General features: G+C 72.6%; 16 protein-coding genes and 2 pseudogenes. 10 read left to right on the top strand and 8 right to left on the bottom strand.

The window, feature by feature from the left end; translation table 11 throughout:
* Nucleotides 1-56: 56 nt before the first annotated feature.
* From M5362_RS11825 to M5362_RS11815, 3 genes are all read left to right on the top strand, one after another.
* A complete protein-coding gene (locus M5362_RS11825; RefSeq protein WP_260227408.1) occupies nt 57-752 on the top strand; it encodes an HAD family phosphatase in 696 nt (231 codons plus the stop codon).
* A gap of 88 nt (nt 753-840) precedes the next feature.
* Complete coding sequence (locus tag M5362_RS11820; protein WP_260227407.1) at nt 841-1,461, top strand: DinB family protein; 621 nt, start codon at nt 841-843, stop codon at nt 1,459-1,461.
* A gap of 35 nt (nt 1,462-1,496) precedes the next feature.
* A complete protein-coding gene (locus M5362_RS11815) occupies nt 1,497-2,036 on the top strand; it encodes a helix-hairpin-helix domain-containing protein (protein ID WP_260227406.1) in 540 nt (179 codons plus the stop codon).
* A 258-nt stretch (nt 2,037-2,294) separates the two neighbouring features.
* Here M5362_RS11815 and M5362_RS11810 read toward each other — a convergent pair whose 3' ends face one another.
* Nucleotides 2,295-4,742, bottom strand: coding sequence for a discoidin domain-containing protein (locus M5362_RS11810; protein WP_260227405.1), 2,448 nt, complete (start codon nt 4,740-4,742; stop codon nt 2,295-2,297).
* Between the two features lie 304 nt (nt 4,743-5,046).
* The gene (locus M5362_RS11805) at nt 5,047-6,078 is read right to left on the bottom strand and encodes a LacI family DNA-binding transcriptional regulator (RefSeq protein ID WP_260227404.1); all 1,032 of its coding nucleotides are present in this window, start codon (nt 6,076-6,078) and stop codon (nt 5,047-5,049) included.
* Between the two features lie 124 nt (nt 6,079-6,202).
* On the opposite strand from M5362_RS11805, the gene M5362_RS11800 reads away from it, so the two are divergent.
* The 5 genes from M5362_RS11800 to M5362_RS11780 all read left to right on the top strand — a co-directional run bounded on the left by M5362_RS11800 (nt 6,203) and on the right by M5362_RS11780 (nt 13,700).
* Nucleotides 6,203-7,489 carry an ABC transporter substrate-binding protein gene (locus M5362_RS11800; RefSeq protein WP_260227403.1) on the top strand — a complete coding sequence of 429 codons (1,287 nt, stop codon included), beginning with the start codon at nt 6,203-6,205 and terminating at the stop codon, nt 7,487-7,489.
* Between the two features lie 62 nt (nt 7,490-7,551).
* The gene (locus M5362_RS11795) at nt 7,552-8,424 is read left to right on the top strand and encodes a carbohydrate ABC transporter permease (RefSeq protein ID WP_260227402.1); all 873 of its coding nucleotides are present in this window, start codon (nt 7,552-7,554) and stop codon (nt 8,422-8,424) included.
* 2 nt (nt 8,425-8,426) lie between these two features.
* Nucleotides 8,427-9,281 (top strand): carbohydrate ABC transporter permease, encoded by an 855-nt coding sequence (locus M5362_RS11790; RefSeq protein ID WP_260227401.1) that lies wholly within the window; start codon nt 8,427-8,429, stop codon nt 9,279-9,281.
* A 17-nt stretch (nt 9,282-9,298) separates the two neighbouring features.
* The gene (locus tag M5362_RS11785) at nt 9,299-10,582 is read left to right on the top strand and encodes a glycosyl hydrolase (protein ID WP_260227400.1); all 1,284 of its coding nucleotides are present in this window, start codon (nt 9,299-9,301) and stop codon (nt 10,580-10,582) included.
* 34 nt (nt 10,583-10,616) lie between these two features.
* On the top strand, nt 10,617-13,700 hold the full coding sequence (locus tag M5362_RS11780; protein WP_308354868.1) for a glycoside hydrolase family 38 C-terminal domain-containing protein: 3,084 nt from the start codon (nt 10,617-10,619) through the stop codon (nt 13,698-13,700).
* A 92-nt stretch (nt 13,701-13,792) separates the two neighbouring features.
* Here M5362_RS11780 and M5362_RS33300 read toward each other — a convergent pair.
* The 6 genes and pseudogenes from M5362_RS33300 to M5362_RS11755 form a co-directional block, all read right to left on the bottom strand.
* Nucleotides 13,793-14,356, bottom strand: a pseudogene (locus M5362_RS33300) (MFS transporter); the annotation flags it as partial.
* Nucleotides 14,354-15,175, bottom strand: a pseudogene (locus M5362_RS33295) (MFS transporter); the annotation flags it as partial. The pseudogenes M5362_RS33300 and M5362_RS33295, both read right to left, overlap by 3 nt.
* Before the next feature lie 139 nt (nt 15,176-15,314).
* On the bottom strand, nt 15,315-15,674 hold the full coding sequence (locus M5362_RS11770) for a metalloregulator ArsR/SmtB family transcription factor (RefSeq protein WP_260227398.1): 360 nt from the start codon (nt 15,672-15,674) through the stop codon (nt 15,315-15,317).
* 84 nt (nt 15,675-15,758) lie between these two features.
* Nucleotides 15,759-15,980, bottom strand: coding sequence for a hypothetical protein (locus tag M5362_RS11765; protein WP_260227397.1), 222 nt, complete (start codon nt 15,978-15,980; stop codon nt 15,759-15,761).
* A gap of 262 nt (nt 15,981-16,242) precedes the next feature.
* On the bottom strand, nt 16,243-16,734 hold the full coding sequence (locus tag M5362_RS11760; RefSeq protein WP_260227396.1) for an SRPBCC family protein: 492 nt from the start codon (nt 16,732-16,734) through the stop codon (nt 16,243-16,245).
* Nucleotides 16,735-16,865: 131 nt separating this feature from the next.
* Nucleotides 16,866-20,021: a BTAD domain-containing putative transcriptional regulator gene (locus tag M5362_RS11755; protein ID WP_260227395.1), complete on the bottom strand. Its 3,156-nt coding sequence runs from the start codon at nt 20,019-20,021 to the stop codon at nt 16,866-16,868.
* Nucleotides 20,022-20,152: 131 nt separating this feature from the next.
* Here M5362_RS11755 and M5362_RS11750 point away from each other — a divergent pair, with 131 nt between their 5' ends.
* Together M5362_RS11750 and M5362_RS11745 are read left to right on the top strand one after the other, a co-directional pair.
* Complete coding sequence (locus M5362_RS11750) at nt 20,153-20,842, top strand: DUF6338 family protein (protein ID WP_260227394.1); 690 nt, start codon at nt 20,153-20,155, stop codon at nt 20,840-20,842.
* Entirely contained in the window at nt 20,817-20,981 is a 165-nt protein-coding gene (locus M5362_RS11745) for a hypothetical protein (RefSeq protein ID WP_260227393.1), read from the top strand. Before M5362_RS11750 ends, M5362_RS11745 begins: the two co-directional genes overlap by 26 nt.
* Nucleotides 20,982-21,080 lie beyond the last annotated feature (99 nt).

Here is a 21,080-nt window from a genome sequence, read left to right as displayed (position 1 = left end):
GGGCGGTTCGCGGCGGGCCGATCGCGCGACTCGGGCGAATTGAGATGATTGACCTCATGAGCACTTCCCCCGCTTCGGTCATCTTCGATCTCGACGGAACGCTGGTGGACAGCGAGCCGAACTACTACGAGGCCACCTGGCGAACCCTGACCGCGTTCGCCGGCGACACGGACTTCGACTGGGAGCGGCACACCCGGTTCATCGGGACGGGGACCCGGGAGACGCTGGAGATCCTGGGCGAGCGGTACGGGATCGACGCGCCCGTCGACGAGCTGCTCGACGCCACGAACCGGAGCTATCTGGAGCTGGCGCGGGCCTCCACCCCCGTCTACCCGGAGATGCGGACCTTCGTGGAGCGCCTGCACGCCTCGGGCGTACCCATGGCGGTGGCCTCCGGTTCGTCCCGCGCCGCGATCGAGGCGGTCCTGGCCGGCACCGGCCTGAGCGCGTTTCTGACGACGCTGGTCTCCGCGGAGGAGGTCGGGCGCGGCAAGCCGGAGCCGGACATCTTCCTGGAGGCCGCGCGGCGGCTCGGCACGACACCGGCGCGGTGCGTGGTGTTCGAGGACGCGGTGCCCGGCGCCATGGCGGCGCGGGCGGCGGGGATGCGGTGCGTGGCACTGCCGTACGTGACGGCGACGGCCGACGATCCGGCGTTCCGGACGGCCGATCTGCTCTTCCCGGGCGGGCAGGCGGAGTTCCGGGCGGACGCGGCGCTGGAGTGGCTGGAACTGACCGTGCGCACCCCCTGAATCCGGACGGCAGGAAAACCGGGCGCGCCGCGCGGCCGGGGTGTGCCAGGGTACGGGCGGCCTCGCCCCTCTCACCCGGAGACGTTCCATGCCCCTGCCGTCCCGCCTGATCCCGCTCCTGGAACAGTTCGACTTCGCGCGCGAGAGGCTCCGGCACCGGATGGCGGGGCCGTTCGTGGACAGCGGGAACGGCACGGACGTCGAGGTCGTCCCGATGACGGACGAGGAGTACCTCTGGGAGCCCGTTCCGGAGTGCTGGTCCGTCCGTCGCCGCGAGGCCGGGCCCGGCCCGCGGGCGACCGTGCTGACCGGCGCCGGGGACTGGGGGCGCGACGCCACCCCTCCTCCGCATCCCGCTCCGCCGCCGTTCACCACGATCGCGTGGCGGCTGAGCCACCTGAGCGAGCTCCTCACGCTCCGCGCGGACCACACCGCCGGCACCCACGGCCTGACCCGGGACGACTACCGCAGCCGCGGCGACGCGGCGGGCGCGGTCGAGGCGTTCGAGGCGGGGGCGGAGGCGTGGCGGAAGGCGCTGCTCGCGGCCGACGACACGGCGCTCGACACCGTCGGACACAGCACGTATCCGCACGGGAGCGATCCGGAGGACCCCTTCCTGGACGTCGTCTGGTGGGTCAACCAGGAAGTCCTGCACCACGGCGCCGAGATCGCGCTGCTACGAGACCTCTACCGCGCCCGGACCGCCTGAGCCCCCTGTCCGCTCGGCCGTGGATCACTGCGCGGGTGACTACCTTGGCTCACCTGCGCGCGTACGCGCTGGCCCTCCCGGAGGTCGAGGAGGGCACGTCCGGCGGCCGGGTCGCCTTCTCCGTGCGGGGCAAGGGCTTCGTGTCGGCGGCGAAGGACGGCCACGTCACCCTGCGACTGTCGCAGGACGAGACCGAAGCCGCACTGACCGCGCACGCGACCGGCGAACACCTCGCCCGGGCGGGCAGGCCGATCGGTTTCCGCGTGCCGCTGGCCGACATCGACGGCAAGGACCTGAACGCCCTGGTCCGGGCCGCCTGGTTCGGCCGGGCCCCGAAGCGACTCGCGGCATCGCCGGCCGCCGCGGAGGCCGCGGCCGACGAACCCGGTGGCGACCTGCCGCCCGGCATCGGCAGGCCGGCGACGCGGGCTCTGCTCGGCGCGGGACTGGAGACCCTGGACCAGGTGGCGCGGCGCACGCGGCGCGAGCTCCTGGCCATGCACGGAGTCGGCCCGAAGGCCGTACGCATCATCTCCGAGACGCTGGAGCAGCAGGGCAAGTCGCTGCGTGGCTGACGGTGATCGCGGGGACACCGGCCAAGCGCGATCCCGCTCCGGTTCGAAAAGGCCCCCACACATGCAGTCCCCGGTAGTCCGTCTCCGCACTCGGGCATTTCGGTCGTCGCCGAAAAGCCTGAGTTCCGGGAGGATCTGCCGGGGGCCTGGCCAGAGCCAGCGAGTGGGTCACGCGGGTCGGCGAACGTCTTCGCCGACGAGTGCGGCTCGCTCTGGTTTTCTGGTGTATATGGGATTTTCCTCCTTATTTCTCCCCGGTCAAGACCCCCAGGCCTCGAATTCGTAAATCCGTGCGGCGGGATCCGTCGTCTGGGCGGGCCGGGTGATCTGCAGACGTACGTAGCGTGCCGTGGCGGACACCGGGTGCGTGGTGGTGGCCGCCGTGTTGCCGGTGACGGTCGCGACCGTCGTCCAGGGGTCCGTGGTGGAGCCCCGGACCTGCAGGGTGAAGTCCCGGGTGTTCCAGGACGCGTTCTCCCCGCCCGCCGCCGCGTGCTTCACCGTGAGCCGGTCGAGTGCGCGGGCCGCGCCGAGGTCGACCTCCAGCCACTTCGCCGAGGTCGTGGTGCACCACTTGTCGGCCGTGCCGCCGGAGACGGAGCCGTTGACCGCCTTGGCCGGGGTCTCGCCGCTGTTGCACTGGCCGGAGGCGGTCGCCGGACGGCCGACGGCGAGGTTGGACTCGCTGCCGCCAGGGGCCCAGGCGACCGTGGTGGTGGCGGCCGGCGAGCGGCCGTACTCGGTGGAGACCGCCTCGACGTCGAGGGTCGTCGACGTCTCCGTACCGGCACGGTCGAGCCGGGGCACGAAGAGGGCGTCGTTGGGGGTGGCGCCGAGGAAGGTACGGGAGGAGTCGGCGTTCCGCCGGTAGACCTCGTAGTGGTGGACCGATCCGGAGGCGGAGGGCGTCCAGGCGAGGCGCAGGGACTTGGCGCCGGCGCTGACGTCGGTGGCGCCCAGGACGGTGAACCCGGTCGGTGCGGCGGCGGTGTCCACGGCTCCGTCGTGGACCGCGAGCTGTCCCACCCTGATGTCGTACGAGTGGACAGAGCCGGCGGCCTCCAGGCCGATCTGGGCGATGGTCCGGCCGGCGAAGGCCGACAGGTCGAGCGTCTTGCGTTCCCAGCCTGTGGTGGTGGTCGAGCCGAGGTCGAGGGTGGTGAAAGCCGTCGGCGCGTCGGTGAAGGAGACGGCGGCCTTGAGCCGGGTGGGCCCGGCGGCCGGGGTCTTCAGGATGACGGACAGTCGGGTGTCGGGGGCGACCGGCAGCTTCGTCTGGTAGAGCCGGACCGTGTTGGCGGCGTCCAGGGTGCCGGTCAGACGCAGGGAGGAGCCGCCCTCGTAGGCGTCGGTGAAGTCGATGGACGGCGTGAGCCTGGAGCCGCTGGAGGCGACCAGCCAGCGGTAGGTGGGCGGCACGTCCTGGAGGGAGAGGTTGTTCCAGCCGGTGGACGAGACCCGTACGCCACCGGAGTGGAAGAAGTCGCCCTGCCCGGCGCCGAACGAGGTGACGAACGGTTTGGCGGTGACGGCCGAGGACTCGGGCACGTAGTGGGCGAGTCCCTTCCAGGCGGAGGTCGTCGTGGTGTTCGACGGGTCGCCGTTGGCGCCGACCCAGTAACGGGCCTCGCGGGCGTGGGAGTCGGCGCGTCCGGCGGACGAGGTGAAGGTCCACTCGGGACGGTAGATGCCGAGGGAGGTGACATGCGGCTGCCCGGCGGGGAAGACCGAGGCCCAGGGGACGGAGGTGTTGTAGCCGTTCGCCTCGGTGTCGATGCCGGAGTAGAGCTCGAACTCGCTGCGGCCGAGGCTCCGGGCGAGGGAGCGCGAGGAGCCGAGCCCTGAGGCGCTCCAGCCGAAGTCGAGGAACATCGAGTCCGAGGTGCGCTGCGAACCTTCCTGCAGGAAGGAGTCGTTGGCGGAGGTCAGCGAGTCCTGCCAGCTCACCGCGCCGGACTCGGTCATCGCGTCGTACCACATGAACTCGACGGGCCCGAGGGAGCGGGCGTACCGCATCTCGTTCCGCAGCTCGGTGGCGAGGGCCGCGTCGCCGCCCGCCGTCTCCTGGTTGATGAACCAGCCGTCGAAGCCGTAGTGCCGGGCGACTTGAGCGAGCTTGTCGGCCACCGGGTAGGTGGATCCGGACTTGGTGGCGAAGTCGCGCACCCACTGGATCTGGCCGCCGTAGGCGGTCGGCGGGAAGAAGACGGTGCCGTAGACCTTGACGCCGTTGCGGTGGGCGGCGTCGATGACGGTCGCGTTCGGGGCGAGGATCAGCCCCTCGCTCGCGGAACCACCCCAGAAGACCAGCTTGTCGATGTACTGCCAGTGGCCGAAGGCGTAGTAGTGCGGGTTGGCGGAGCCCTGCGAGGGGTTGTTCGAGGTGGGGCCGAAGGAGACGAGGGCGGCGATATTCCCCTCACCCGCGCGGGCGTTGGCGTTGGCCTTCAGCGCGGGGTCGGAGACGCGGGGCCGCAGCGGGACGCGTGAGCGGTTGAACCGCGCGTCGGGATCGGTGGCCGGGTCCCAGTCGAGGAGGGTGCGGGGGTGCCAGTACGAGGCGTACGGCTGATCGCCCGCGGCCGCCGGGGCCTGGGCGGCCGCGTGCGCCTCGGACGCGAGGGCCGTGACGGGCGCGAGGGGGGCGAGGCCGAGCAGGGCGGCGATGAGCGCCGCGACCGTCAGCAGGGGGAGGTGTCGTCTCATCCGATACTCCGGTCCAGCGGGAGGGGTGGGGGTGCTGGGCGTACGGAAGGTGCGGTGGTACGAGCGTGCGCGGTCGGTCGGTACGCGGGAGGGTGCGGTGGTGCGGGCGGGCACAGGGGTGGCGCGGGGTGCGGGCGGGCGCGGTGGTGCCGGGGTGCTGTCGTGCGGCCCGCACGGAGGTGCCCCGTGGTGCGGTCGTACGGGCGTGCGCGGTGGAGCGCGGCGGGCGGTTACGACCTCGCCCGGGCGCTGGGCCCGGGCGGGCGTGGCCGGCGCCCGTCTCGCCCCGGGAGGCTAAACGGCTTTAGTTGGCCGGGTCAAGGGCGGGCGGCGCGGTGGACTCGCGGACCGTGAGCCGGGGTGTCGGGTTCTTGACGTCCCGCGCCGCCGCCGGGTCGTCGACGACCGCGAGGAGCGCCCGTGCGACCTGCTCGCCGAGGGCGAAGGTGTCGCGGGAGAGCGCCGTGAGCGAGGGGTGGACGATTCGGGCGAGGGCGGAGTCGTCGAAGGAGACGATGGACAGTTCGCCGGGGACGGCCACCCCCATCTCGGTGGCCACGCCGAGCCCGGCCACGGCCATCACGTCGCTGTCGTAGATGATCGCCGTCGGCCGCTGCGGCCGGGCGAGCAGGGCGCGGGTGGCGGCGGCGCCCTCGGCGTCGCTGAAGTCGGTCGGCAGCGAGACGGCCTCGGTGAGTCCGAGGCGCCTGGCGCTGTCCCGCACGGCCCGGATGCGGCGCTGGGTGTGCTGGAAGGCGGGTAGTCCGGCCAGGTGCGCGATGCGGCGGTGGCCGAGGGCGGCGAGGTAGTCGACGATCGACACCATCGCCTCGCGGTCGTCGGCCCAGACGCTCGGCAGGCTGCCGTGCCGGCCGGGTCCGCCGATCACGGTCGTGGGGACGCCGAGCTCTTCGAGGACGGGGATCCGCGGGTCGCGGACCTGGAGGTCGACCAGGACGAAGCCGTCCACGCGGTGTTCGGAGGTCCAGCGCCGGTAGACCTCGATCTCGGCCGCCGTGTCCTCGACGACCAGCAGGTTCAGGGCCGTGCCGCGCACGGAGAGCCCGGCCTGCAGTCCGCTGAGCAGGTGGCCGAAGAACGGTTCGAGACCGATGGTCCGCGCGGGGCGCGCGAGGACGAGGCCGACCGCCCCGGCCCGGGCTCCGCCCAGGGCGCGCGCGGCGCTGTGGGGGCGCCAGTTCATCTCCTCCGCGACCCGCAGGATGCGTTCGCGGGTGGCGTCGCTCACCCCGGGCCGGCCGTTGAGCGCGAAGGACACGGCGCCCTTCGACACCCCGGCCCTGCGGGCGATGTCGGCGATCGTCGGTCTGGCCACGCGGCGCCCCTTCGGTCTCGCGCACTGTCTTGACAGCGGAGTGTAGCGGGAGCATAGTCCCCCATCGCTAGACCGGTTTAGTAGCTCTGCCTCCTTCGCCAGAACAGACCGGGAGACCTCTCATATGCGAACAAGCAGCCACTGGATACGGCCGGCCGTGGCCGCGGTCGCCGCGGTGACACTCGCCGGCTGCGGCCTCGGCGACCCGAACGCCACGGACGACGCGGGCGCCGTCGGCGGGGGCGGGGTCAAGGGGAAGGTCTCGCTCCAGACCTGGGCCCTGAAGCCGAAGTTCACCGCGTACATGGAGGGCGTGATCGACGCCTTCGAGAAGGAGCACCCGGGCGTCGACGTGGAGTGGCTCGACCAGCCGGGCGACGGCTACTCCGAGAAGGTACTGAGCCAGGCAGCCGGGGGCTCGCTGCCCGATGTCGTCAACCTGCCGCCGGACTTCGCGCTGCCGCTGGTGAGACAGAACATGCTGCTCGACGTGGCGGGCGCCGATCCGAAGCTGGACGCCGACTACGTCGAGGGCGGCACCGCCGCCTACCGCTTCGCCGGCCACGACGGTACGTACGGCTATCCCTGGTACCTCAACACCGACGTCAACTACTGGAACTCCACGTTGCTCGCCCGGTACGGCCTCGACCCGAAGAAGCCGCCGGCGACGCTGGACGAGCTGATCGGGGCGGCCAGGACCGTCAAGGAGAAGTCCGGCGGCTCGGTCTATCTGATGAGCCGCAAGCCGGGGCTGATGGACTTCGCCAACGCCGGGGTGAAGCTGATGTCCGACGACGGCAGGACCTTCACCTTCAACACCCCGGAGGCCGCCGCGGTCCTGGACACCTATCGCGGCGCGTTCAAGGAAGGGCTGCTGCCCAAGGACGTGCTGACGGAGACGTACGCGGGCAACACCAAGCTGTTCTCGTCCGGCACGGCCGCCTGGACGACCGCGGGCGGCAACTACATCACCTCGCTGGCCACCGACAACCCGAGCCTCGCGCCCAAGGTGGTCTCCTCCCCCGCGATGGGCACCCCGCCGCTGTACGTCCAGGGCCTGTCGGTCTCCAAGGCGACCAAGAACCGGGCCACCGCGCTCGCGCTCGCCCGCTGGGTCACCAACGCCGAGAACCAGGCCGCCTTCGCCCATCTCACCAGCATCTTCCCCTCGACCAAGGCCTCGGCATCGGACGCCTTCTTCAGCAAGAGCGACGGGACGAACGCCGGGGACGCCAAGGTCACGGCGTTCGCCTCGCTGGCGAAGGCCCGGATGCTGGAGCCGGTCCAGGCCAACGAGGCGGTCAAGACGGTGATCAACCAGCAGATCGCCCTCGCCCTCAACGGCCAGGCCGGCTCCCGGGAGGCGCTGGACACGGCCGTCGAGCGCGCCAACCAGATGCTGCAGGACTGAGAAGCGGCCCGGAGCGGCGCCGTCTTCCCCCGGCGCCGCTCCCCACTCCCGGAAGGCACCCCATGACACACCGGCGCTGGTTCACCCCGTGGCTGCTCGCCGGGCCGGCCGTCGTCTGGCTCGTCGTCTTCAACCTGTGGCCCGCCGTGAACACCGTGATCCTGTCGTTCACCAACGCCAAGCCACTGGGCGGTGGCCGCTTCACCGGTCTCGCCAACTACGAACGGGCCCTGGACGACGAGCAGTTGACCGACGCCCTGATCAACAGCATCGTCTATCTGCTGATCTGCCTGCCGCTGCTGACGCTGCTGCCGCTGCTGCTGGCGCTGCTGGTGGAGAAGAAGCTGCCGGGCATCACCTTCTTCCGTACCGCCTTCTACACCCCGGTGGTCGCCTCGGCCGTCGTCGTGGCCCTGATCTGGGGCTGGCTCCTCGACGACCGCGGCCTCCTCAACGGTCTGCTCGGGCAGCTCGGTCTCACCGACCGGCCCGTCGACTTCCTCACCGACCGCTGGCTGCTGCTGTTCAGCGCCATCGGACTGACCGTGTGGAAGGGCCTCGGGTACTACATGGTCATCTACCTCTCCGCGCTCGGGAACGTGGGCAGGGAGCTGCACGAGGCCGCCGCCGTCGACGGGGCCTCCGCCGTGCGCCGGTTCTGGCACGTCACCCTGCCCGGCGTACGGACCACGATGATGCTGGTCTCCGTGCTGATCTCGGTCTCCGCACTGCGGGTCTTCTCCGAGCTGTACGTCCTGTCCCACGGCACCGGAGGCCCCGGCGGCCGGGACATGTCGGTGGTGATGCTCATCCAGATGTACAGCCGCGGCTTCACCGGCCACATCGGCTACGCCTCCGCCCTGAGCCTGCTGCTCTTCGTGATCACCATCGGCCCGATGCTGCTCCTCGCCCGGCTGAACCGGAAGGCGTCCTGACCATGCCCGTACGAGCGTCACGGGGTTTCGGCACACCCGGACCGGCCGCGAAGGCGGCCCGGTACCTCCTGCTCACCGCGGTCCTGCTGCTCACTATCGGGCCGTTCCTCTGGCAGCTGTCCACCTCGCTCAAGGGCCCCGGCGAGGACGTCTACTCCCGTACACCGGACTTCCTGCCGCGCGACGTCACCTTCTCCAACTACGCCCAGGTCGCCGACACCATCCCGGTGTGGACGTACGCGCTGAACTCGCTGACCGTGGCGGCGATCGCGGTGGCCGGGAACGTGGTCGGGGCCACCCTGGCGGGCTTCGCGCTCTCCCGGCTGCGGTTCCGCGGCGCGCGGCTCGCGCTCGGCCTGTTCGTGGCCACGCTGGTGCTGCCCGGGGAGGTCACGATCGTCTCCCAGTACGTGACGGTCCGCAGCATGGGCCTGACGGACACCCTGATCGGGGTGGCGCTGCCCGGGGCGATCGCGATGCTGAACGTCCTGCTGATGTACACGGCCTTCCAGGCAGTCCCGCCCGAGCTCGACGCCGCCGCGCTGGTCGACGGCGCGAACGTGTGGCAGCGGCTGATCCACGTGGGGCTGCCGAACGTACGGGGCATGCTGAGCGTCGTCGTGATCTTCACCTTCATCGGCGCGTGGGACGACTTCCTGTGGCCGCTGATCGTCCTCAACGATCCCTCGCGGTACACCCTCACCGTGGGGCTGCAGTACCTCGACGGCACGTTCACCGCCAACCCGCGGCTGATCGCGGCCGGGACCATGATCGCGTTCCTGCCGATCGTGGCCGTGTTCGCCGCGCTCCAGCGGTTCTTCTTCAAGGGCGTCGAGGAAGGCGCCATCAAGGGATGACCTGTGGAAAGGACCCCATGCCGAGCACGACTCCTGCGCGCACGCCCGCTCCGGGCGACGCCCCGCGCTTCGGCGTCAACTACACGCCGAGCCAGGGATGGTTCCACCACTGGCTGGACTTCGACCTGGACGCGGTCCGCGCCGACCTGGACTCCATCGCCGCCCTCGGCCTGGACCACGTCCGGGTCTTCCCGCTGTGGCCCGTCTTCCAGCCGAACCGCACCCTGATCCGCCCCCGTGCGGTCGCCCAGCTGGCCACCCTGGTCGACGCGGCGGCCGAACGGGGCCTGGGCGTCGCCGTCGACGGACTGCAGGGTCATCTGTCCAGCTTCGACTTCCGGCCCTCGTGGACGCTCACCTGGCACCGGCGCAACCTCTTCACCGACCCCGAGGTGCTCGACGGCCAGGCCGCCTATCTGCGCACCCTCGCCTCGGCCCTCGCCGACCGCCCCAACTTCCTGGGCATGACGCTCGGCAACGAGATCAACCAGTTCTCCGGCGACCCGCACCCCGATCCGGACCGGATCACCCCGGCCCAGGCGGAGAGCTGGCTGCGGCGGATGCTGGCGGAGTGCGAGCGGGCGGCGCCCGGACGGCTGCACCTCCACGCGGAGTACGACGCCGCCTGGTACCTGGACGACCACCCGTTCACGCCCGCCCATGCGGCCAGGATCGGGGCGGTGACGGCGGTGCACTCCTGGGTCTTCAACGGCACGGCCCAGCGCTACGGCGCCGACTCCGTCGCGACCGGGCAGCACGCCGCGTATCTGATCGAGCTGTCGAAGGCCTGGGCCGAGGATCCCGGGCGGCCGGTGTGGCTCCAGGAGGTGGGGGCGCCCGCCCCGCACATCGCGCCCGACCGGGCCGCCGGCTTCACCCGTACGACGGTGGCGGCGGCGCTCGACTGCCCGGACGTCTGGGGCGTCACCTGGTGGTGCTCGCACGACGTCGACCGCTCGCTCGCCGACTTCCCCGAACTGGAGTACAGCCTCGGTCTGTTGACCAGCGACCGGGAGGTGAAACCGGCCGGGCGGGCGCTCGCCGAGGCCGTGGCGGAGTTCCGCTCCGGCATTTCCCGTCCCCGGCCGCGGACCACGGCGCTGGTCCTCGATCTGCCGGACGAGGCGTCGAAGCGTTCGACGTGCGCGCCCGGCGGGGCGTTCTTCGAGGCCTTCATGCGGCTGGCCGCGGACGGCGCGCGGCCGACGGCCGTACTGGCGTCACGCGCGTCGGACCGCGATCATCTCACCGCACGCGGGATCACCGAGACGGTCACCGTCGACGACGTCGACAGGCCCTGACGACCACCCTCTCTTACGTGATGGAGCGACTGGCATGCATGACGACCGCACCCTGATCGAGTCCCGTCTCAAGCGCGTCCTGGAGGAGCGCATCCGCCCGGCGATCCATCCGGAGTCGGTGCCCCTGGAGGCCGGGATCTGGACCGCGCCGGACGAACCGGTGCCGGTGGCCGAGGGGATCGCCGCCCCGCGCACCCCGATCGCGGCGGGCGACGCCTGGGGTGCGCCCTGGGGCACGAGCTGGCTCACCGTCTCCGGGGAGGTGCCGGCGGCCTGGGCGGGGCGGACGGTCGAGGCCCTGATCGACCTCGGTTTCGACGCGAACATGCCCGGCTTCCAGTGCGAGGGACTGGTCTACCGGCCCGACGGCTCGCCGGTGAAGGGCCTCAACCCGCGCAACCAGTGGGTGCGGGTCGCCGACCCGGCGGTCGGCGGCGAGGAGGTCCTGCTGCATGTGGAGGCCGCGTCCAACCCGGTCGTCCTGGACTACCACCCCTTCCTGCCGACCGAGCTCGGCGAGAAGGAGACGGCGGGCGACGCCCCGCAGTACCGGCTCGCGCGGATGGATCTGGCGGTCTTCGACGAGACCGTGTGGCAGCTGGTGATCGACCTGGAGGTGCTGGGCGAGCTGATGGCGGAGCTCCCGGTGGAGGGCGCCCGCCGCTGGGAGATCCTGCGGGCCGTGGAGAGCGCGCTGGACGCGGTCGACCTCCAGGACGTGAACGGGACCGCGGCCGCCGCCCGTGAGCGGCTCGCCGAGGTGCTGGCCTCGCCTGCCGAGCCGTCGGCGCACCGGATCAGCGCGGTCGGGCATGCCCATATCGACTCGGCCTGGCTGTGGCCGCTGCGCGAGACGGTCCGCAAGGTGGCCAGGACGACGGCCAACATGACGGCGCTCCTGGAGGACGAGCCGGACTTCGTCTACACGATGTCGCAGGCCCAGCAGTACGCGTGGATCAAGGAGCACCGTCCGGAGGTGTACGCGCGGGTCAAGAAGGCGGTCTCGGAGGGGCGGTTCGTGCCGGCCGGTGGCATGTGGGTGGAGTCGGACACGAACATGCCGGGCTCGGAGGCCATGGCCCGTCAGTTCGTCCACGGCAAGCGGTTCTTCCTGGAGGAGTTCGGCGTCGAGAACGAGGAGGCCTGGCTGCCGGACACGTTCGGTTTCGCGGGCGGGCTGCCGCAGATCATCAAGGCGGCGGGGTCGAAGTGGCTGCTGACGCAGAAGATCTCGTGGAGCCAGGTCAACTCGTTCCCGCACCACACGTTCTGGTGGGAGGGCATCGACGGGACCCGGATCTTCACGCACTTCCCGCCGGTCGACACGTACAACTGCTCGATGCGGGGCAAGGAGATCGCCCATGCCGTCCGCAACTTCAAGGACAAGGGCCGGGCGCGGCACTCGATCGCGCCGACCGGCTGGGGCGACGGCGGTGGCGGCACCACCCGCGAGATGGTCGCGAAGGCGGCCCGGCTGCGGGACCTGGAGGGTTCGGCGCGGGTGCGCTGGGAGCGGCCCGCGGAGTTCTTCGCGAAGGCCGAGGCGGAGTATCCGCACGCCCCCGTGTGGGTGGGTGAGCTGTATCTGGAGCTGCACCGGGCGACGCTGACGAGTCAGGCGCGGACCAAGCAGGGCAACCGGGCGAGCGAGAACCTGCTGCGGGAGGCGGAGCTGTGGGCGGCCACCGCCTCCGTACGGTCCGGAGCGCCGTATCCGTACGAGGAGTTGGACCGGATCTGGAAGACGGTGCTGCTGCACCAGTTCCACGACATCCTGCCCGGCTCCTCCATCGCGTGGGTGCACCGCGAGGCGGAACGCACGTACGCAGGGGTCGCCGAGGAGCTGAACGGCATCATCGGCCGGGCGCAGGAGGCGTTGGCCGGGGACCCGGCGGCCGGCGGCGAGCTGGTCTTCAACGCGGCTCCGCACGAGCGCGCCGGGGTCCCGGCGGGCGGGGCGAGGGCCGTCGTCGAAGCGGCGGGCGGGGCGGGGGCCGTCGTCGAAGCGGCGGGCGGCTGTACGGCCGAGGGGCTGCCCGGCGGCGGGTTCGTCCTGGACAACGGGCTGCTGCGGGTGACGGTGGACGGGCGCGGTCTGGTGGTGTCGGTCCTCGATCTCGCGGCCGGGCGGGAGACGCTGGCCCCCGATGCCGCGGCCAACCTGCTCCAGATCCACCCCGACTTCCCGAACATGTGGGACGCCTGGGACGTCGACCAGTTCTACCGCAACACCGTCGTGGACCTGACCGAGGCGGACGAGGTCACGCTCGCCGCCGAGAGCGCGCGGGCCGTGTCCGTACGGGTGACGCGGTCGTTCGGCGCCTCGCGCGCGGTGCAGACGCTGACCCTGGCGGCGGGCGCGAAGCGGCTCGATCTGGACACCGAGGTCGACTGGCACGAGACGGAGAAGTTCCTCAAGGCGGCGTTCCCGCTCGATCTGCACACCGACCGCTACGCCTCGGAGACCCAGTTCGGCCATCTGTACCGTCCGACGCACACCAACACCAGCTGGGAGGCGGCCAAGTTCGAGGCGTGCAACCACCGCTTCGTCCACTTCGAGGAGCCCGGCTGGGGCGTCGCGCTCGTCACGGCGTCGACGTACGGGCACGACGTGACCCGTACCGTACGGCCCGAGGACGGCGGCACCACGACGACGGTACGGATGTCCCTGCTGCGCGCCCCGCGCTTCCCGGATCCGCACACGGACCAGGGGGCGCACCGGTTCCGCCACGCGCTGGTGCCGGGCGCGACCGTCGGCGACGCCGTGCGCGAGGGCTACGGGATCAGCCTTCCGGAGCGCCGGGTGCCCGGGGACGCGGACGTCGCCCCGCTGGTCGTCCTGGACGACGACGCCGTCGTGGTCAGCGCGGTGAAGCTGGCCGACGACCGGGGCGGCGATGTCGTGGTCCGGCTCTACGAGTCGCGGGGCGGACGGGCACGGGCCCGCCTCACGACCGGCTTCGTCTGGGACGGGGTGACGGTGTGCGACCTGCTGGAGCGCCCGCTCGCCGACGTGCCGCCCGGGACGGTGCGCGGGGAGGACGGGGGCGTGGAGCTGGCCCTGCGGCCGTTCGAGCTGGTGACGCTGCGCTTCACCGGGTCCGGCCACCGCGTGTGAAGGGCGTCGATCCGGAAGTCGTGCGCGTGGGACCGGCCCGCGCCGGCCAGGTGCGGATGGTCGGTGGCCAGCTCGGGGTGGCGGTGTTCCAGCGCTTCCGGGTCCTCGCGCGGCCAGAGCCGTAGGGCGGCGACGGCCGCGAGGAGGGCGACGAGGCCCAGCGCGCCCGCGGCGACCGGGAGGCCGGCGCGCGCGGCCGTCCACCCCGCGAGGGGGTAGGCGATCAGCCAGCAGCCGTGGGCGAGGGAGAACCGGGCGGCGAAGGCGGCGGGCAGGTCCGCGCTGCCCGCCGAGCGCCGCAGCAGCCGCCCGCCGGGCGTCAGGATCGCGGAGCCCGCGGCCCCGAGGAGCACCCAGGCGGCGAGCAGCGCGGGCCAGGTCCAGGGTCCGGGGCTCGCCGCGAGGCCGGCGGGGAGAAGCGCCAGGACCCCGGCGGTGGCGAACCCGGCGGGCAGCATCAGGGCGCGGTCGGCGGCGCGGTCGGCGGCGCGGGGGTGGGCGGGGCCTGCGTGGTCGTGAGCCCGGTCGGCGGCGCGGCCTGCGCGGCCGTCTGCGCGGTCGTGGGCACGGTCGTGGGCACGGTCGGCGGCCCGGGCGTCGGTCCGGCCGTGTGCGCCGTCGTCGGCGCGGCCTGCGCGGCCGGCGGCTCGGTTCAGGGCGCGTGGCAGCAGCAGCGCCGCGGCCATCGAGCCCGCTCCGTACGCCGCGAGGGCGAGGGTCACGTCGCCGACGGGGCGGCCGAGGACGTCGCGGACCAGGACGACGGTGTTGACGAGGACCATCGAGCCGCCTGCGGCGACGACGAGATCGAGCGCGAGGAGGGCGCGCAGGCGTGGGGTGGCCAGGACGAGCCGGATTCCGAAGGCGGCCTTGGCGTACGCGCCGCCGGTCCGCTCCACCGGTGCGGGGGTGGGCAGGAGCACGGACGCGACGAGGGCGGCGGAGGCGAGGAAGCCCACGACGGTGCCGGTGAAGAGCAGGCCGGGCGGGACGAGGGTGAGCAGGGCGGCGGCCAGGGCCGGGCTGAAGAGGTTCTCCAGGTCGTAGGCGAGGCGGGAGAGCGAGAGGGCGCGGGTGTAGTCACGCTCGTCGGGCAGGATGTCGGGAACGGTCGCCTGGAAGGCCGGGGTGAAGGCGGCGGAGGCGGCCTGGAGCAGCAGGATCAGGACGTAGACCTGCCAGACCTCGGTGACGAAGGGCAGGGCGAGAGCGGCCGCCGCGCGGGTGAGGTCCATGGCGACGAGCAGCGTGCGCCGGGGTAGCCGGTCGGCGAACGCGCTGATCAGGGGGGCGATTCCGACGTAGGCCACCATCTTGATCGCGAGCGCGGTCCCGAGGACGGCGGAGGCGTCGGCGCCCGCGAGGTCGTACGCGAGCAGGCTCAGCGCGACCGTGGCGAGGCCGGTACCGGCGAGGGCGACGACCTGCGCGGTGAAGAGACGGCGGTAGGTGGGGTGGCGCAGCACGGACAGCATGGGGCCCGCCCTCGTTCGGCTCCGGGGGTCGGGACCACGGTAGCGTCATGTGCATGCTTGCGCACATGTTGCATGAACGGAGGTGGGGCGACTCTGCGGTGGATCGCGCCCGGTCGTACTGAGGCGTGCCCGGTCGCGCTCAGTCGTGCCAGGGCTCCCCGGTCACCTGGTGGTCGGCGTGGCTGATCGCCTCGACCACGAGGCGCCGCAGATGGCCGTCCGGCAGGGTGTACACCACCCGCCGGCCGTCCTTCCGGTGCTGGACGAGCCCGCCCAGCCGCAGCTTCGCGAGGTGCTGGCTGACCGCCGGGCGAGCGGCGCCGCAGGCTTCGGCGAGCGCGGTGACGTCGGACTCCCCGCGCGACAGCAGCCAGACCAGATGCAGCCGGGTCGGGTCCGCGAGGAGCGCGAACACCCCGGCGGCGGCGGCGAGCTCGGGAGCGCCGGGGGTGCGCTGATGCACGACGCTCGCAGGTGAGGTTCCCTCGCGTTCTGACATGGGGCCATCGTAGGCACCGGCACGTGAACCGCCCCGGCGCGATCTGAGCGCCGGGGCGGATTCCGTGAAGCTGTCGGAGCTCTGTCAGAGCTTGTGCATGCCCTTGTAGGGGCTGAGGACTCGGACCTGGGTGGCCCCGAAGTCGACGAGCAGCGCACCCGTCGGCTCCGTGCCGATGATCTTCCCGAGGCCGTGACGATCGTGGGAGACGCGGTCACCGACGGCGAACTCCTTGATCACGGGATCGACGGGAGCCGCGAAGGGGCTGGTGGACAGGTGGCGCCGGGGCGCGGATCGGTTCGTCATCGTCCAGCCAGTATGCCCTCCGGGACGGCGGGGGCACAGACGCTCACGCCCCCGGGATGCCCGGGCGCCCCTCCGCGGGGGCGGTGCCGGGGCGGTCCGCGACGCCAACGGAGGCACTCCGCTTCGGTGTTGACCGCTCGGCGGCGCCGGAGGGCCCGGACGGCCCCCATCGTGATCGTCTTGACGTCGTACTGCCCCAGAGGCCGTCCACGAACGATGGGAAGATCAACACGCCACGCCGTCGGACGCCGGTCACGCCAGATCAGTCCGTCGCTTCGCGGACGTCCTTTCCCTGCTCGGCAAAGGCCTTGAAGTCCAGCATGTGCTGGTGCGACTGTTTACGGAAGGCGCCGGGCATCAGAAGTCCCACGAGCTTCATGAGAAGGCCGCTGAACCGGTATTCGTTCTCGTTCTCCCAGAGCGTCGTTTCCGGGCCCGCTTCGGTCAGCCGGTCGCGCACGGCGCTCCACATGCCCTCGCCGACGATCTCGCGGTCGAAGCGAACGACGCTCGTCTTCGGGATCTCGCGCAGGTCTGCCGGTTCCCGGCGGGTGATGGTCTCGGTGCATTCCATCTCCCGCCGCCCCATCCGCATCACGACCCGCGACGTGGTGCCGAGCTGCCCGTGCTCCCCGCTCAGTGGCTCGTGCAGCACCAGGCCACGCAGCCATTTCGGCAGGTGTGCCGGGTCGGCGAGCAGCTGGGCCACCTTCTCCCGCGGAAGGGCGATCTCGATGGAGACGGTGTATTTCATGGGGCGCATCATGCATTTCCTTCTGGGTGTCGGACAACGTGCCTTTCCGTAAGCAAAGGGCAGCGATCTCGGTACGCATTGATGATCTTACGCAGTGTGAGGGCGGCCCGACGTGAGCCGACCCGGCCCCGTCAGGACCCCTTGGTGCCTTTGAGGGTCGCCAGTGCTTCCTGCCTCGGCAGGTCCGCGCCGCGCTCGTACGCCGCGCGGTACGCGGGCTCGCCGAGCTTCGTGATCAGGTCGGCGGTGAGCGTCCGCATCTGCGGGTCGCCGAGGTCGAACGCCCCGCGGATCGCCCGGGTCACCCCCTGCGCCGCCGCCGCGCCCTCCGGATCGCCCTCCAGGGCGAGCAGGAGCGCGAGCTGTTCCGCGACCCAGGTGAGGCCGCTGCTGTCGCCCCGTGCGCCGTAGCCACGCACGGCCCTGGGCAGCAGGGCGCGGGCCTCCTCGGCCGCTCCCCGGGCGATCAGGTTCGCCATCCGGTCGGCGGCGACGATGTCCCGGCTCGTCGCCTCGGGGTACGGGAGCCGGTGCACGAGGGGCTCCATCCGGTCCAGCGCCTCGTCGGCCTCGGCGAACTCACCGGCGATCCGGTGCGCGTAGGCGAGCTGGGGCAGAAGGCCGGCCTCCACCCGCCGGTGGCCCCGCTCCCGGGCCTGCCGCTGGGCCGCGTGGAGGTCGCGCAGGGCGCCCTCGTGGTCCCCGGCGCGCGACCGCTCCTGCGAGAGCCGGAACTTGGTCCACGTGAGGTGCTCCTCCGTGCCCAGTTCGGAGCTGATCGCCACGGCTCGCTCGAAGGCCGCGAGGGCGGGACCGTACTCGCCCCTCAGCGAGTGGTCCCGGCCGAGCGGGAGCAGGCTCATCACCAGCCCCCAGCGGTCGCCGACCTCCTCGAAGCCGCGCAGCGCCTCGGCCCGCGCCTCGGCGCCGCTCTCCAGGTCTCCCTGCTCGGAGAGGACGAAGTCGTGCGCCCAGTACGCGCTGGCCCGGACCCAGGGGTCCGGGGAGCTCAGGGACTGCCGGAGCCCGCGCTCCCGCCGGCCGGCGTCACCCGCCGGCTGCGACATGCGGAGCAGCGGCAGCGCCGGGTGGAAGCCGAGCACCTCGGCGTCGTCGACGTCGCCCCGCACCGGGGGCGCCCCGGCGTCGGGGACGCCGGCCGCGCTGAGTACCAGGCCGAATGCCACCCGCGCCTCGGCGGGCAGCGCGTCGCCGAGCTCCAGGACCTCGCCGAGGAAGGTCTCGAACTGGGTGGTCATGCCCCTGATCCCCCAGTACCAGAACATCGCCCGGACGAACCGGGAGGCCCTCGCCGCGTCGCGCGCGTCGAGGACGGAACGCAGCGCGGCCACCATGTTGTCGTGCTCGGCGTCGAAGACCGCGATCGCGCGGAGCTGTTCGCCCGTACGCAGCAGGGGTTCGATCTCTTCGGCCAGGGCCAGGAAGTGGTCGGCGAACGGCAGGGAGACGTCGTCCCCGGCGCGGGTGAGCCGGTCGGCGGCGAAGGCGCGCACGGTCTCCAGCATCCGGTAGCGGGGCTCGCCCTCGCCGGAGGAGACCACCAGGGACTTCTCGACGAGGGCGCCCAGGACGTACACCACGTCGTCGGCGGGCAGGGTGTCGTCGGCGCAGACACCTTCCAGCGCGGCGACCGTGGCTCCGCCGGGGAAGACCGAAAGCCGTCGCGCCAGAATCCGTTCGGGCTCGTCGAGGAGGTCCCAGCTCCATGCGACGAGCGCGAGGAGCGTGCGCTGCCGGGGCAGCGCGGTGCGGCTTCCCGAGGTGAGGAGGCGGAAGCGGTCGTCGAGGCGGCGGGCGATCTGGTCGACGCTCATGGAGCGCAGTTTGGCCGCGGCCAGTTCGAGCGCGAGCGGCATGCCGTCGAGGCGGCGGCAGATCTCGACGGTGGCGCCCGCCGTGGTGGCGTCGAGCGCGAAGTCGGGGCGGACGCCGACGGCCCGGTCGACGAAGAGGCGTACGGCGGCCGAGTCGGCGGCGTCGGCGAGTTCGCGGGAGGCCGCGGGGACCTCCAGTGGGCCGAGGGGGCAGAGTGCCTCGCCGGTGATGGCGAGCGCCTCCCTGCTGGTGGCGAGGATCCTCAACTGCGGCAGCCTGGCCAGGAGTTCATCGGCCAGCTCCGCGACCGCCGCGACGAGGTGTTCGCAGTTGTCGAGGACGAGGAGGGCCTCGCCGCCGTCGAGGAGGTCGGCCAGTCGGTCGAGAGGCGTGACGCGCCGGCCCTGCGCGCCGTCGTAGAGGCGGCCGTCCTTGGAGCTGAGCGCGCCGAGCACCGCGTCGGCCGGCTCGTCACCGGGGCCCACGCCGGCCAGCGGCGCGAACCAGACCCGGCCCCGGCCGTAGGCGCGGTGCCGGGTGGCGGCCTCAAGGGAGAGCCGGGTCTTGCCCGCTCCGCCGAAGCCGACGACGGTGACGAGGCGGGAGGAGGCCAGCAGCCGGGCGACCCGGTCCAGTTCGCGGTCCCGGCCCACGAAGCTCGTCAGGCGGGCCGGGAGCCGGCTGGGGACCGCCTCAGGGCGGGCCGCCGGGGTGCTCAACTCGCCTCGGAGCAACGCCAGGTGGATGTCCCGGAGTTCGGCCGAGGGGTCGACGCCCAGTTCCTCGCCGAGTCGGCCGCGCATCTCCTCGTACACGGCGAGCGCGTCGGACTGCCGGCCGGCCGCGGACAGCGCCTTCATCCGCAGGCCGGCGAGGCGTTCGCTCAACGGGCGTTCGGCTCCGGCCGCTTCGAGATCGGCGAGTATCTCGGCGTACCGCCCGAGGCGCAGTTCGGCCTCGAAGCGGTCCTCGGCCGCGGCGGCCCGTACGTCGTCGAGGCGGGTGGCGGCGGCGCGGGCGAAGGGGGCGTCCAGGACGTCCACGAGCGCCGGGCCCCGCCAGAGGGCGAGCGCCGCACCGAGCCGCGAGGCCGCTTCGTCGAGGTGCCCGGCCGCCAGTTCGCGCCTCCCCCGCGCCGCCGACTCCTCGAAGCGGTGGGCGTCCACGTCCTCGTCCCGTACCGACAGGCGGTATCCGCCGGCCACGGACTCCAGCGTGGCGACGCCCCGCAGGGCCTTGCGCAGCCGGGAGACCAGCGCCTGCAGGGCGTTGCCCGCCTCGGCCGGGGCGTCGGCGCCCCACACTCCGTCGACGAGCGCGTCCACGGAGACCGGCCGGCCGCCCTCCAGCGCGAGTCTGGCCAGCAGCATGCGGAGGCGGACGCCTCCGATGTCGACCGGCGACGCGTCGTCGGCCGTTGCCCCGACCGGACCGAGCAGGACGATCTTCACGACGGCAGCCTCCCCCGGGCGCAGCGGATCGCGCCATCCTATCGATCATGCGTTCCCGCGCGCCCTGTCGGGCTCCTCGGGACGTACGGTGTGATCCGGCGGTCGTGACGTGGGGGACGGGAGAGGGAACGATGGTTCCGGGGACGGTGCAGCAGCTGACCATTCTGCTGGTGCTGGTGCTGCCGGGCGTCTTCTACCAGGCGGCGCGGGAGCATCTGCGCGGTGCCGTCGCGGCGGAGCAGGAGCCGCAGAACCGGATCGTGCGGGCCGTCGCGGCGGGGGCACTGCTCGACGCCGTGTACGCGGTGGCCGCGGGGCCCTGGCTGGTCCGGCTGCTCGCGGGGCAGGGGAAGGGGCCGGTCGCGGGGGTGCTCGCGCATCCCCGGGAGGCGGGGCTCACGGCGCTGCTCCTGGTGGTCGTGGTGCCCTCGGGGGTCGCGTGGGCGGAGGCCGCCCGCGACCGGCGGCGCCGACGGGCGCGGTACGAGCCGACGCCCACGGCCTGGGACGCGCTGTTCCGCGACCGTGGGTCGTGTTTCGTCCGGGCGCGGCTCAAGAACGGTCTGTGGGTGGGTGGTTGGCTGGGGTCGAGGTCGGCGGTGTCGGCCTATCCGCAGCCGGGTGACGTCTATCTGGAGTCCCAGTACCGGATGGCGCCCGACGGCAGGTTCCTCGGCAGGGTCCCCGACACCGGCGGGGTCTACCTGCGGGCCGCCGACATCGACGTACTGGAAGTGCTGCTGCGGCCGTCGGCTCCGCCCGTCCCCGCACGGCCGCAGGAGGAGGGAGCGGAACATGACACAGCATCACCACGCGTCTGACGAGGGCGAGCTGGACGACCTGGTCGCCGAGTTCTCGGAGCGCCGGACCTACCGGCCGTCCGACGACCTGGAGGAGCCGGACGACGTGCCGCAGGCACCGTCGGGGACGGCGATGGGCGACGGGGCCACGTCGGACTGAGTGCCGAGGGTCGGCGGGGAGCGCTCCCCGTGCCGTCACGGGCCGGTGTGGATGTGCGCGGGGGGCCTCCCCCCGCCGTCACGGGCCGGTGTGGATGTG

Origin of the sequence: Streptomyces sp. Je 1-79, assembly GCF_025195125.1 — a bacterium.
Taxonomy (GTDB): Bacteria; Actinomycetota; Actinomycetes; order Streptomycetales; family Streptomycetaceae; genus Streptomyces.
The sequence above is the reverse complement of the archived record's forward strand: the minus strand, read 5'-3'. Positions and strand labels throughout refer to the sequence as shown.